Source organism: Paraburkholderia sp. GAS38 (assembly GCF_050434965.1).
Taxonomy (GTDB): Bacteria; Pseudomonadota; Gammaproteobacteria; order Burkholderiales; family Burkholderiaceae; genus Paraburkholderia; species Paraburkholderia phenazinium_A.
The window spans coordinates 1-12,717 of sequence record NZ_JBNDJO010000025.1 but is presented as its reverse complement, the minus strand read 5'-3'; the positions used below and the strand labels follow the sequence as shown (position 1 = coordinate 12,717).

14 protein-coding genes and 1 tRNA gene are annotated in these 12,717 nt (G+C 62.8%); 5 read left to right on the top strand and 10 right to left on the bottom strand.

Features of this window, described 5'->3' with window-relative positions:
• Nucleotides 1–23: 23 nt before the first annotated feature.
• The 6 genes from P3T42_RS36105 to P3T42_RS36080 form a co-directional block, all read right to left on the bottom strand.
• On the bottom strand, nucleotides 24–782 hold the full coding sequence (locus tag P3T42_RS36105; RefSeq protein ID WP_429308714.1) for a hypothetical protein: 759 nt from the start codon (nucleotides 780–782) through the stop codon (nucleotides 24–26).
• 269 nt (nucleotides 783–1,051) lie between these two features.
• Nucleotides 1,052–1,127, bottom strand: a tRNA-Ala gene (locus tag P3T42_RS36100).
• A gap of 63 nt (nucleotides 1,128–1,190) precedes the next feature.
• Nucleotides 1,191–1,559: a c-type cytochrome gene (locus P3T42_RS36095; RefSeq protein ID WP_429308713.1), complete on the bottom strand. Its 369-nt coding sequence runs from the start codon at nucleotides 1,557–1,559 to the stop codon at nucleotides 1,191–1,193.
• Nucleotides 1,556–2,347 (bottom strand): BON domain-containing protein, encoded by a 792-nt coding sequence (locus tag P3T42_RS36090; protein ID WP_074301026.1) that lies wholly within the window; start codon nucleotides 2,345–2,347, stop codon nucleotides 1,556–1,558. The genes P3T42_RS36095 and P3T42_RS36090 overlap by 4 nt, the downstream gene beginning before the upstream one ends.
• 20 nt (nucleotides 2,348–2,367) lie before the next feature.
• Nucleotides 2,368–2,955, bottom strand: coding sequence for a phosphoheptose isomerase (locus tag P3T42_RS36085; protein ID WP_074301027.1), 588 nt, complete (start codon nucleotides 2,953–2,955; stop codon nucleotides 2,368–2,370).
• Between the two features lie 181 nt (nucleotides 2,956–3,136).
• On the bottom strand, nucleotides 3,137–3,604 hold the full coding sequence (locus tag P3T42_RS36080; RefSeq protein ID WP_083640673.1) for a YraN family protein: 468 nt from the start codon (nucleotides 3,602–3,604) through the stop codon (nucleotides 3,137–3,139).
• On the opposite strand from P3T42_RS36080, the gene rsmI reads away from it, so the two are divergent.
• A complete protein-coding gene (gene rsmI / locus P3T42_RS36075; protein WP_429308712.1) occupies nucleotides 3,603–4,484 on the top strand; it encodes a 16S rRNA (cytidine(1402)-2'-O)-methyltransferase in 882 nt (293 codons plus the stop codon). The genes P3T42_RS36080 and rsmI overlap by 2 nt on opposite strands.
• Nucleotides 4,485–4,595: 111 nt before the next feature.
• Here the strand turns inward: rsmI and P3T42_RS36070 are convergent, their stop codons facing one another.
• Nucleotides 4,596–5,198 (bottom strand): septal ring lytic transglycosylase RlpA family protein, encoded by a 603-nt coding sequence (locus tag P3T42_RS36070; protein ID WP_429308711.1) that lies wholly within the window; start codon nucleotides 5,196–5,198, stop codon nucleotides 4,596–4,598.
• Between the two features lie 627 nt (nucleotides 5,199–5,825).
• Here P3T42_RS36070 and P3T42_RS36065 point away from each other — a divergent pair.
• The 3 genes from P3T42_RS36065 (at nucleotide 5,826) to P3T42_RS36055 (ending at nucleotide 7,643) form a co-directional block, all read left to right on the top strand.
• Nucleotides 5,826–6,470, top strand: coding sequence for an MBL fold metallo-hydrolase (locus tag P3T42_RS36065; RefSeq protein WP_429308710.1), 645 nt, complete (start codon nucleotides 5,826–5,828; stop codon nucleotides 6,468–6,470).
• Nucleotides 6,467–7,096: an exonuclease gene (locus tag P3T42_RS36060; protein ID WP_074301032.1), complete on the top strand. Its 630-nt coding sequence runs from the start codon at nucleotides 6,467–6,469 to the stop codon at nucleotides 7,094–7,096. The genes P3T42_RS36065 and P3T42_RS36060 overlap by 4 nt, the downstream gene beginning before the upstream one ends.
• Before the next feature lie 88 nt (nucleotides 7,097–7,184).
• A complete protein-coding gene (locus P3T42_RS36055) occupies nucleotides 7,185–7,643 on the top strand; it encodes an Lrp/AsnC family transcriptional regulator (protein WP_074263115.1) in 459 nt (152 codons plus the stop codon).
• A gap of 51 nt (nucleotides 7,644–7,694) precedes the next feature.
• Here P3T42_RS36055 and P3T42_RS36050 read toward each other — a convergent pair whose 3' ends face one another.
• The 3 genes from P3T42_RS36050 to P3T42_RS36040 form a co-directional block, all read right to left on the bottom strand.
• Nucleotides 7,695–8,912, bottom strand: coding sequence for a cation diffusion facilitator family transporter (locus tag P3T42_RS36050; protein WP_429308709.1), 1,218 nt, complete (start codon nucleotides 8,910–8,912; stop codon nucleotides 7,695–7,697).
• A gap of 270 nt (nucleotides 8,913–9,182) precedes the next feature.
• Nucleotides 9,183–9,482 carry an H-NS family nucleoid-associated regulatory protein gene (locus P3T42_RS36045; protein ID WP_074301034.1) on the bottom strand — a complete coding sequence of 100 codons (300 nt, stop codon included), beginning with the start codon at nucleotides 9,480–9,482 and terminating at the stop codon, nucleotides 9,183–9,185.
• Between the two features lie 388 nt (nucleotides 9,483–9,870).
• Entirely contained in the window at nucleotides 9,871–10,539 is a 669-nt protein-coding gene (locus tag P3T42_RS36040; protein ID WP_429308708.1) for a HugZ family protein, read from the bottom strand.
• Between the two features lie 186 nt (nucleotides 10,540–10,725).
• On the opposite strand from P3T42_RS36040, the gene P3T42_RS36035 reads away from it, so the two are divergent.
• Nucleotides 10,726–11,958: an MFS transporter gene (locus tag P3T42_RS36035; protein WP_429308707.1), complete on the top strand. Its 1,233-nt coding sequence runs from the start codon at nucleotides 10,726–10,728 to the stop codon at nucleotides 11,956–11,958.
• The last annotated feature ends 759 nt before the right edge of the window (nucleotides 11,959–12,717 follow it).

The following is a 12,717-nucleotide window of genomic DNA, read 5'->3' as shown; positions in this document are numbered from 1 at the left end:
GCGGCCTGGAGCAAGCTGTGACGTTAGCCCGGCGGATCCGATTGGTCGCCGATCGTATCGCCATTCAGTAGCCGCTTTACCGCCTCGGCCGGCCAGAGTAAGCGACGACTCGGAAGCTTTGTTGGCCGAACGCCGTGATAGCTTCCAGATTGCGAGTAACGCTTCCGGACCGATTGCGGGTCCACCGCCAAGGCGGCGGCGAATTCTTCTGTCGACAGATGCTCCCGGTTCTCGGGAATGGGCATGGGCGACCGAGACGACGATCTTTCATCCCTCGTACTTTCGGGTTCGGTCGGCTCAGCGGCGGCGTGCCTTGCCAACATCGAGTTGACGGCGATCGTCGCGTGCGTCGCATAGTCCAGGATGGCCGGAGGGATCGCATCGATTCCTATACTGGAGCCGTAGCCGATATACGCGCGGAAAAGGCGCAGCCAGTCGGTTTCGATCTCCATGTCTTCGCACCAAATCAAAAACTCGGCTGGCGGGAGTTCAGTTGGCGCGGGCTTACCGTTGTCCTGATAGTCTTCGCAGGTCCAAAGCCACTTCTTCCAGATTCGACGAGCGTCGGAAAAACGTTCGTTTCCGACATCTGAGAACAGCTTTCCGTCGAGACCCACCCCGCCGGCAGGAATGTCAGCGCAACCAACCGGCGGATGGATGCCCGACACAATCAGCGTGCCCTCTATGGGCGTCCAGTTCGGCTTGTCGAGATACTGTTTCAATACGGCATAAAGCTGCCTCGCGGCAGCAATGCGTTCTTGTGGTGATTGGTCGTCCGTCATAGCCCCGTCGCAGCACTCCAATTCGAGAGGTCTGTCGCCTCAAGCCACGAATTCTATCGCGTACTTAGCCCTAGCATGAAAGCGCGACGCGTGCGCCGGTCCGGTACTGTGCAGGTCTCTTAAATGGCGGGGGTGGGCAACAATGCGCCCGACTCGCCACGTGGAACGACATGGATCGAAGTTGATCAAATCCGGTTACACAGCGGTTACACGCCCTGCAGAAACACAAAAGGGTTACAGGCAAATCAGCCGTAACCCTTTGATTTTGCTGGTGGAGGAGAGGAGGATCGAACTCCCGACCTTCGCATTGCGAACGCGACGCTCTCCCAGCTGAGCTACCCCCCCAACGACAAATGATTCTAGCACAAGGTTTTTCGCTTTTGCCAAGCCCCCGAGTGCTGCAAAACATCACTTCGACGGCGCTCCCGCGAGCACCCAATCCACCACCGTGCGGATATCCGCATCGCTCATCGCCGGGTGGGCGGGCATCGGAATCGCCCCCCACACACCCGAGCCGCCGTTCTTCACCTTGAGCGCCAGCTTCGCCGGCGCCTGGGCGTCGCCCTTGTACTTCGCCGCGATCTGCTGAAACGACGGCCCAACGAGCTTGCGATCCACCGCATGGCAACCCATGCACGCATTGGCGCTGGCGATCGTCTGACCGCGCGGCGTGCCGTCGGCGTGCGCCGTTGCGGCCAGACCGCTCAGTGCGAGAACTGCACTCACGCCAAGCAAGCCCCGCCCAAAACCACGCTGAATACGAGCACCCCACTTCATTGGCTGACCTGTGGGTTGCCCGGATGCACCTGGGTCGAGTTCGTCACCGGCGCCGGCGCCTGCTGATCGAGCGGACGCGAGCTCACCGATGCATCCGGCACCGCGCCAACCGTCGCATCGGTGGTCGGCGGGGGCGGCGGCGCAGCCGGTGCACTTGCTGCTGCCGCAGTCGCCGCAGCAGCGTCTTCCGGCAGGATGTACTGGAACACCTTCACCACTTGCGTGACACCTGGCACGCGGCTCGCCACGTCGGCGCCGCGCGCGCCTTCATCGCGAGTGACGAGGCCCATCAGATAGACCGAGCCGTTCTCGCACACCACCTTGAAGTTGTTCGCCGAAATATTCTTCTCAGCGATCAGCGCAGTCTTCACCCGTGTTTCAAGGTAGGAGTCGTTAGCCCGCGAGGAAATCTCCGCTGCGGGCTGAACGGCCAGTTCGTTGACGATCGAAGTGACATTGTTCAGGCTGCGCACAATCTGCTCCGCCTTCTGCTTCGACGCGTCGTCCGGCACTTCGCCGGTCAGCAACACGCGGCGGTTGAACACCGTCACGTTGACGTGCGCCGAATCCGGCAAATTCTGGCTGATCTGCGCGAGCGACTTCACCTGAATCTCACGGTCCTCGGTCTGCGCGCCAACCGTGCGCCGGTCGGTCGCTACCAACGCGCCGCCACCGGCCGCACCGGCCACCAGCAAAAAGCACCCTTGCAGCGTCGCGGACAGACCCGCCGCCAGCCCCACCACCAGTGTCGTTCTCACCAGTGTCGTCTTGACGCGAAATACGCTCATCAACTAGCTCTCCTTCGGAATCAGTCTTCGCCCAGCAACATGGCATCGATGCCGTCGCACAGACAATGGATGGTCAGCAAATGCACTTCCTGAACACGCGCGGTGCGGTCCGATGGTACGCAGATCGAAATGTCGGTGTCGGCCAATACTTCGTGTGCCTTGCCGCCGCCTTTCCCCGTCAACGCCACCACGATCATTTCGCGCTCGTGCGCGGCCTCGATGGCGGCCAGCACGTTCGCCGAGTTGCCCGAGGTCGTGATGGCGAGCAACACGTCGCCGGGCTGACCGAGCGCCCACACCTGCTTCGAGAATATCTGCTCGAATGTGTAGTCGTTGGCTATGGCGGTGAGCACGGAGCTGTCGGTACTCAACGCAATAGCGGGCAAGCCGGGCCGTTCGCGTTCGAAGCGGCCGATCAGTTCGGCTGCGAAATGTTGTGCGTCGGCAGCGGATCCTCCGTTGCCGCACGCAAGAATGCGGTTGCCGTTGGCAAGCGCCATAAACATCGTGTCGATCGCAGCGGCGATCGGCATCGACAAGGTTTCCAGGGCTTCGAGTTTGACCGCCGCGCTGTCGCGGAAGTGCTGTTGAATGCGTTCGACTGACATCGAGTCTCTATCTTTTACCGCGTATGGACCGCTGCACGCGGCCCTGTTGTGAAGACATGTTGTTCTGACTGATAGTGCGGGCGGCGCCCATGCGTCTGCGGCCCCGCGAATGACTCGACGCCGCGTCACCCGCACGCGAGCGCAAGTTTATCGCACTCAAGCCCGTTATCCGCGAGGCGGCTCAGACTTCGTCGGCGCGAAATGCGTCGCGCAGCCAGACCAGCCGCCCGGCTTCGAACGCGACCACATCGAAACGGCACGCCGGCACGACACTCACGCGCGTGGCCAGATAGTGCCGCGCGGCGCGCACCAGCCGTTGTCGCTTCTGCCAGCCAATGCTCGCGGCCGCGCCGCCAAAGTGTCGTTGCGCCCTCGCTCGCACTTCGACGAACACCAGCGCGCCATCGCGCTCGCGCATCACCAGATCGATTTCTCCGCCACGGCACGCCACATTGCGCGCCACCAGGCGCAAGCGCTGGCGCTGCAGAAACACCAGCGCGTGCGCTTCGAAAGCGGCTCCGACGTCTTTGGACCCACCCCGTCCCGAAAAGTTGTGGGCACCGGAAGGTGGCGTTGAACGGCCCGGCCGCTCGGCCGCTGCGTGGCACAATGTCGGCCTTGCTCTGTCTGTCTGCGTCTTCTGCCTCATGACCCCTCTCTCCGAACTTGCGCAAGGGCAGCAATATCCTGCTGCCGCGCTCTATGTGGTGGCGACGCCGATCGGCAACGTAGCGGACATCACGCTGCGCGCGCTGCACGTACTCGGACTGGTGGACCGCATCGCCGCCGAGGACACCCGCAACACCGGTCAACTGCTGGCCCGCTACGGCATCTCGAAGCCGCTTCTCGCCGTGCATCAGCACAACGAGCGCGCGGCGGCGTTGCGCATCGTCGAGCATCTGCAAGCGGGCGAGCGGGTCGCGTACGTTTCCGATGCCGGCACACCCGGCATTTCGGACCCCGGCGCGAAGCTCGTCGACGCCGTGCGCGAAGCCGGCCTGCCGGTGATTCCGCTGCCCGGCGCGAGCGCGCTCGCCACGGCGCTCTCCGCCGCCGGCGATTGGGTCGCGACCTTCTCGTTCCTCGGGTTTTTGCCGCCCAAAGCGAAGCAACGCGCGGCAACCCTGCAAGCGCTCGCGACGCATCCACATGCAATGGTCTTCTACGAAGCGCCGCATCGCATCGTGGAAACGGTCGAGGCGCTGGCCGAAGCATTCGGCGGCGCACGCAAACTGCTCGTCGCCCGTGAGCTGACAAAGTTACATGAGGCGCTGCATCAATGCACCCTGGCCGAAGGGCCAACGTGGCTGGCAGCCGATCCGAACCGGCAGCGCGGCGAATTTGTGCTGGTCGTGCAAGGCGCGCAGCAGGAAGCGGCCGGCGAACACGATCACGACGCGTTGCTAGGCATCCTGCTGGAAGAATTGACGGTGAGTAGCGCGGCGAAAGTCGCGGCGGCCATCACGGGAGCGTCGCGCAACGCGCTGTACACGCGCGCCCTGGCGCTGAAAAAAGACGCGGAAGAATAAAGGGCCGCGCGAGCGGCCCTTCGGAGAGGCGCGCGGACGGCAACAAGCCGAACTCGCCTCAGCGTGAGCGACAAGGTACGCATCACGCGCACCTTGCTGCCCTTCAGCACATCATTTGACGTCGTTGCTGTTCGACGCCAGCATCTCGGCGCGTTCCGCCTTCGCCTGCTGCTGTGTCAAACCTTCGATCTGCACGCGCGCGGTGCCGGCGCGCTGCATGTGCAGCGCGGTAGCGGCCGCCAGCGAGAGATCGATGACCCGGCCGCGCGCGAACGGGCCGCGGTCGTTGATCCGGACGATCACGGAACTGTCGTTGGCCGGATTGGTGACCTTCACGTAAGAGCCGAGCGGCAGCGTGCGGTGCGCTGCGGTGAGCGCGTGCATGTCGTAGCGCTCGCCGTTCGCCGTGCGACGGCCGTGGAAGAACCTGCCGTACCAGGACGCGCGCCCGGTTTCGTGGTAACCGGCCACATTAGGACCTGTTTCCGAGAGTGGCTGGGCGTCGGCAAGCGACGTACCGCTTGCCGCGGAAGCCGATGCAGCCGGCGTGCCGAAGGCCTGCGGCGCGAACGTACCGGCGCCGCCTGCTTGCGCGCTCTTCGTGCTGAGCGGCGGGTTACTTGCCTCGTTGGCTGCGTTCGGGGGCATGGCGCACCCTGCGAGCACAAAAAAGGCAAAAAGACTCCCCATACTTCGGGATGACCGAGTTTTCATAAGACGTAAAATCACAATGTCGAGCCGCATCACGCGATAGCTGCGTGTTGCTGCGACTCCGGCGGAAAGCGAACGACCACGCGCCGCGCAGAAAAGCGCAGTACGCCGAAGCCCGCACGCGGCACACTCTGCCGCTCCCGCACGGTTAATTTTCACGTCTGGCGCAACCTGTCCCCGGCAGCCTGACCAGACCCCACAAGCCGCCATCGAACGTGGCAATCACGTTCTTGCGCCCTAGACAACAGCGCGCAGGAACGGCGGCGTAGGCCCCACCCAGCGTCACGGCAGAAGGCCGTTGCAGGCGCGTGGCACCTGGCTGGACGAGACGTGCGCATCGGACGCATCCGATGCTGGATTTGCCGTCAACTACAACAACGACGGCACTTACTTGACGACGATCGGCGCCCTATTTTTAATAGGTACGCATCGTCCTGTGGCAGCACGGTTTCCCGTACACATGAGCGCATTATACCCAAAACACAATTTTGGGATGGCAAGCGGCTGATAACTTTGATGAATTTTCACTATTGATGCAAAAATGGGCATGGCGAAGCCGTCATTGGGCGTGTCGGCGAGGGCCCTGCCGCGCCGGTACAATCAACGTTTTTGCCGCGGCCTACCGTCCTCATGAAAGTCACTCTGATCCCTGTCACGCCGTTCCAGCAGAACTGTTCGCTGCTCGTTTGCGAGGCGACGGGACGCGCCGCCGTCGTCGATCCTGGCGGCGATCTCGAGATCATCCAGGGTGAAGTCGAGCGGCAGAAGGTGTCGGTCGAAAAGATCTTCCTCACGCACGGCCACATCGATCACTGCGCCGGCGCGAAGACCCTGGCCACGCACTACGGCGTGCCGATCGACGGGCCGCATCCCGATGAACGCTTCTGGCTCGACAAGCTGCCTGACCAGAGCACGCGCTTCGGCTTTCCGGCGGCGCAAGCGTTCGAGCCGGACCGCTGGCTGCAGGACGGCGACACGGTCCAGTTCGGCCATGAGACGCTGGAGGTCTATCACTGTCCAGGGCATACGCCCGGCCACGTGATCTTCTTTAGCCGGGCCCACCGGCTCGCGCTGGTGGGCGACGTGCTGTTCGCCGGCTCGATCGGCCGGACGGATTTTCCGCGCGGTAACCACGCCGACCTGATCCACTCGATCCGCGACAAGCTGTGGCCACTCGGCGACGATGTCACCTTCGTCCCCGGTCACGGTCCGACCTCGACGTTCGGCGCCGAGCGCCGCACGAACCCGTATGTCGCAGATGGAGTGAGTGCATGAGCACCGAAATCTATGTGAGTACCGACGTCGAAGCGGACGGCCCGATTCCGGGTCCGCACTCCATGCTCAGTTTCGCTTCGGCCGCGTACACCGAAGACAAGCAACTCATCGGCACGTTCTCCGCGAACCTTGAAGTGCTGGAAGGCGCGAGCGCTCACCCGGTCCAGGAGGCGTGGTGGAAGACCCAGCCCGAAGCGTGGGCAGCCTGCCGCCGCGACCTGCAGCAGCCGGCCAAGGCGCTGACGGACTACGTGACCTGGGTCGAAGCGCTGCCGGGCAAACCGGTCTTTGTGGCCATGCCGGCGGGCTTCGATTTCACCTTCATGTTCTGGTACATGATGCGCTTCACCGGCCGTTGTCCGTTCTCGTGGTCCGCGCTCGACATCAAGACGCTCGCGTTCGCGATGACCGGGCTGCCTTATCGCAAGTGCATCAAGCCGCGCCTGCCGCAGCGCTGGTTCGACGATCACCCGCATACCCACGTCGCGCTCGACGACGCGATCGAACAGGGCGCCCTCTTCTGCAACATGCTCGCCGAACTGCGCGCCACCCAGGCGGCCACGGCAGCAGCCGCAAAAGATGGGGACGGCTCAGGGCAAAAAGCCGCTGTCAAACCTGCAAATTAGGGAATCTCCCTCGTCAGAGCCGTTTTACATTGCGTTTCGTTTTCGCGGCCTCTACCATTAGGACCATGGCACGCCAACGGAGGCGCAGTTGACACTCGATACGTTCTCGCAAAAGATCCTGCGCCTGTTGCAGCTCGACGCTCGCCGGTCGGTACAGGAGATCTCCGACCAGGTCGGTCTCTCCAGCACACCGTGCTGGCGGCGGATCAAGGACATGGAGCAATCGGGGGTGATCCAGCGCTATACGGCACTGCTGGATCGCGAAAAGCTCGGTCTGCATGTCTGCGCGCTCGCCCACATCCATCTGACACGGCACACGGAAGGCGGGGTCGAACAGTTCGAGCGCGAGATCGCCACCTGTCCCGAAGTGACCGAGTGCTACAGCACGACCGGCGAATCGGATTACATCCTCAAGATCGTCGCGCCGGACATCAAGGCGTACGACGCGTTTCTGCACGAACGCATCTTCAAGATTCCGGCGGTCGCGCAAGTTCGCACGAGCGTCGTCCTGCGCGAAATCAAGTTCGACACGCAACTGCCGCTTTAAGCGTGTGACGATGGCGGCCGGCCCAAATGCATCGTCGGGGCGCCGCCGCTTCTAGACGAGGTCGTGACGCTCTGGCGTTGCCGGCTCGACGGCCTGTTCTTCGACGCGCGCGTCCGGCTCCATTGCCCTCAGCACGCTCAGATGCCGAGCACCCAGCCGGCGCTTCAATCCCGCGAGATCCAGATGGGCCAGCCGCTGTGCGTCGCTTTCGCGGGCGCCGGGCGCGCTGGCGGGCAGCGTCACGTCGACGTCGAGACCCGTGCTCAGGTAGTGCAGATTGACCGCCGCAGCATGCTCGCCCTGTTCGGCCAGCACTGTGTCGATCTCCGCCACGATCTGCTCGCGTGGCGGCAGGTCGACGGGTGGCCGGGCCAGCGTATCGTTTTCCGGATCGACGTGGATCAGCGCATCCAGTACACGGTTGTCCGTCAGGACGCGTGAACGCGCCGACTCGGCAATGTAGTGCCCTTCCGATACCGAGATCAGCGGATCGACCAGGATGTGTGCGTCGACGAGTGCGAGGTCGCCCATTTTGCGCGTGCGCAGTTCGTGCACGTCGCGCACGCCGGGCGTCGACATCAGCAGCTTGCGCACGTCGGCCGCCGCGACTTCGTCGAGCGCGCGGTCGGACAGATCCTGTAGCGCATCCCAGCCGAACGTCCAGCCCATCCGCGCGACCATGAAACCCACGATCGCCGCCGCAATCGGATCGAGCAGCCGGACACCGGCCACACTGCCGAGAATGCCAAGCGCCACCACCAGCGACGACGCGGCATCCGACCGCGCATGCCAGGCGTTGGCGATCAGCATGGCCGAGCGCACGCGTTGCGCTTCGCGCAGCATATAGCGGAAAAGTCCTTCTTTTGAGACGAGTACCAGCAGGGCCACGACGAGTGCGCTGAGGTGAACTGCGGGAATATCCTGCAAATCGGCCAGACGCGTTCCGGCCCGCCACAGCATGCCGACGCCGACCGCGATTAACAGCGCACCGAGAAACAGTGAGGCAACCGTCTCATAGCGGCTGTGGCCATAATTGTGATCGGCATCCGGTTCGACGCCGCTGTGACGATTGGCAATTAGTACGACAATATCCGAGACCAGATCGGCCAGCGAATGGACGCCATCCGCGACGAGCGCCTGCGAATGGGCAATCACGCCGATGACGATTTGCAGCATCATCAACACCGTATTGAGCACGATACTGACAAAAGTGCTTTTACGCGCGACGTGATGTTTTTCGGCGGATTGGGCGGCGAGAGTAGAAAGCATGCGAGCGCGCGGAATTTTTCAATGGCCGAATTCTAACCGCCGCTTCATGACAAAACGACCCATACCCCTAAAATTCTCTTTTAAATCAGATGCTTATCTAAACACGAAGCATTCGTGTTTCGACTCTAAGAGGGTGGATTTGCGCAAGGCATTGGGAATGGAGTCCTGCAGATAGCGCGATCGGCTATCCGGAACAAAAAAACCGCGCACCTGGTGGTTGCGCGGTTCTCTGGCCGACGGCGCACTTAAGCGCACGCCGGGATGCTGCGATTAACGCGCGATCAGAAACTTCTCGCGATCCTGACCGGCGATCCAACGCGGCGGCTTGCCACGACCGGACCACGTGCTGCCGCTTTCCGGGTCGCGGTACTTCGGCGCGACACCAGCACGCGGACGGCCCACTTTCGCATTCTTGCCACGGCCACCGCCCAACTCGGTGAGCGTAATGCCGTAGTCGGCCATCTTCTGCTTGATCTCGTTCAACACTTCCGCGTATTCGCGCGACTTTGCTTCTTCGATCTGCTTTTCCAGCTTCTCTCGCTGCGCGAGTAGTTCCTTGTAGGAAGACATAGGTTCCCTTATGGTTTGGATAAATGACTACCGGTCTGAGCCGGTTTGCCCTTTGAAGGTGTTCATGCCTCGGAATTTGCAGGCGAGATTAACACAAAACGGAAAGCGGGGAAAAGTCCAATTCTTAAATTAATTATGTTTCGTTTCAAAAAATTTCATTAACCTTCATGCAACGGAGTCTTTCATTTACCTCTTTTTCGCAGGCTACGGAAAAGACCACCGCACGCCGAGTAAATATCCCAATTTAATTCCCAAATTATGAAAATTAATATGAGAATTGGGAGGAAAGATCTCATGGGATGAGAGCTTCTGACGAGATACCGGCTCAAAAATGAGATAAATAGCCCGGATGCATCAAACCGTCGGTGTTTTCCCGGAATAGTAGGCGTCACGAAGCATTCATCTGTCGCGTCATGCAATCTTCTAGTGCCGCATGCAAGAATCCGGTCTCTTTGGCGACTGTCTCGAATATGTAGCGATTCCGCATATTGCCGCTCTGCAGATCCGCGCCGTAGCGGTCCACGCCCAATAGTTCGAGATCAGCCGGTCGCTGTGGATGCGTGTCGAAAAACGCCAGCAATGCCTCCTCTTCATCGAACGCCAGGGGTTCGAGGGGATCGAGTTCATTGCCGTCGAGCCAGCCCATCGCGCCAAAGCCGCCGATATAGCGCATTCGTTCCAGCGTCATCACCCAGAAACTGAAGTCGCCGAGCGCGAGGTAACGCTCGGCGTCCGGGTGATAGCGCAGGTAACGCCGCACTGCGGCGGGCGCCGGCTCCGTCCTCTCGAACGCGCCTAGCAGGGTGAGGCGCTGACCGTTGAGCACGTCGCCATCCGGAGCGTGCGAAACGAGAAAGCCCGCCCGCGCATCCGCCTCCAGGTTGCGCGTGTGTTCGGCAAGGCGGCTCACCAGGATCGTCGGACGATGTCGCGCGTCGGGCGCAAACGGCAGAATCGACGGGTACGGGAAACCCTCGGGCTGACGCGAATGCGTCGCGAGCGTGCCGGCAGCGGCCCGGTGCAGCAGATGAAGCGGAGCGTGAGCGGGAATATTCAAGTGCGCGTCCTCGATGGATGGCGAATCGTTGCGCAAATCAAGGCAGCGATGCGTCCATCATTCTGAATGAATAGGAGAAGATATTAGTGCAGCGCAAGCCTGCACGACCCCGGCGGCTTCGTTAGAATCGAACCTTCGCTTTCAGGCGGCTTTCTTGAATCCGCCTGCATCCTCGCTCACTTCCTGTTGCCCGCCCACAAGACTTCTGTGTCCGACCGCTCCCCCGATCTCTCTGCGCTTCCCGCTGCTCATCGCGATCTGCCGGCCGCGTCGCTGCGTCGCGCCCGCATCGCGACCATGGCGCTCTTCTTTATTGCCGGGATGATGTATGCGTCGTGGGGGGTGCATGTGCCGACGGTACGCGACCGCTTCCATCTGAACCCGGCGCTGCTGTCCTTCGCGTTGCTGGCGGTGGCGGGCGGGTCGATTACGGCAATGGCAACCAATGCGTCGTGGATTGCGCGAGTCGGCACGCGCCGCGCGTGTCTCACCGGCGGGCTGATGATGGCGGCCTGCGCAGCGCTGATTCTCGTCGTGCCCGCCTACTGGATGCTGCTGATCGTGCTGGCGGTGTTCGGCGCCGGCATGGCCACGCTGGACGTCGCCATGAACGCCGAAGCGAGCGCCGTCGAGCAGACGCTGGGGCGGCCGATCATGTCTGCGCTGCACGGCATGTTCAGCGTAGGCGGCATGGTGGGCGCGGCTGTGGGCGGAGCATTGCTGTCGCGCGGGATGGCGCCCGAGATGCACCTCGCGTTGACCGCGACGCTAAGCGCACTCGTCCTGCTGGTGGCCTGCCCGGCCGTCTTGCCGCACGTGCCGCACGCCGACCACCCGGATTCCGCGACGCCGCGCCCCAACCGCTGGCGCTCGCCTGCGCTTTGGGCGCTGGGGGCAACCGCACTGGTCGCGCTGATCGCCGAAGGGGCGATGTACGACTGGGCGACCGTGTATATGCGCGATGTCGTCCTTGCCACGCCGGCGCTTGCGAGCGCGGCCTACGCGGCGTTTTCCGGCGGCATGGCGGCGGCCCGCTTCGGCGGCGACGCCGTGCGCGCCCGGTTCGGTGCGCCGCAACTCGTGATGGTGAGCGCCTCACTCGCCTGCGCGGGGATGATCGGGGCACTGCTGCTGCCCTATCCGTTCGCTGCGTTGACCGGCTTCACGCTGATGGGTCTCGGGCTGGCGAACATGATGCCGGTGCTGTTCGCGGCCGCCGCGCGGGTCGAAGGCATTCATGCGGCCGAGGGACTCGCGCATGTGGCGGGGCTCGCGTACTTCGGACTGCTGCTGGGGCCGGTGATCATCGGCGGGGTCGCGCAGGTGACCAGTCTGCCGGTTGGGTTGTCGGTGGTGGCGGTGTGTTCCGCGTTGATCGCGTTCGCCGGGCCCAAGGTTTTGCGGCGCCTGAAAATCTGATCTGGGCCGGGGCCGCACGCTGGTTGGCGGCGCGTCGGAATGGCTGGAATGCGCGGCCTTACGTAACGTTACACCCACGGGACGCGAGGTCTTGTTCCGTGACACATCACTGTGTGCAGCGGGCATCGGGCTCTTCATCACATCCGGCACACCCTTGATTCTTCTGGGTTTGCTCTGCATGACCGATCACGTCGTACAAATGGCATAGGGCTTGCAGTTAGCTCCCCCACCGGTTTAAAGACAGGGGAGCAAAAACATGAAGCGCAATTTCCAGATGACGGCCATCGCCATGTGCGTGTCGTCAGTGATGATTCTCCAAGGCTGCGGGACAACGGTGAATAAACCACCGACAGTCGGCAGCGGTTCGGGAAGCGGTACCTTAGGCACGGGCGGGGGTTCGGGCGCTGGGTCCGGTTCGGGGTCTGGGTCGGGTTCGGGTTCGGGTTCGGGCGGGGGTACGCATACGCCGACTCCGACTCCGACTCCGACTCCGACTCCGACACCGACACCGACGCCGACGCCGACGCCGACGCCGACGCCGACGCCAACACCGACGCCAACACCGACGCCAACACCGACGCCGACTCCGACGCCGACTCCGACACCCACGCCGACTCCGACTCCGACACCCACGCCGACTCCGACTCCGACTCCGACACCCACGCCGACTCCGACTCCGACTCCGACTCCGACTCCGACTCCGACTCCGACTCCGACTCCGACTCCGACTCCGACTCCGACTCCGACTCCGACTCCGAC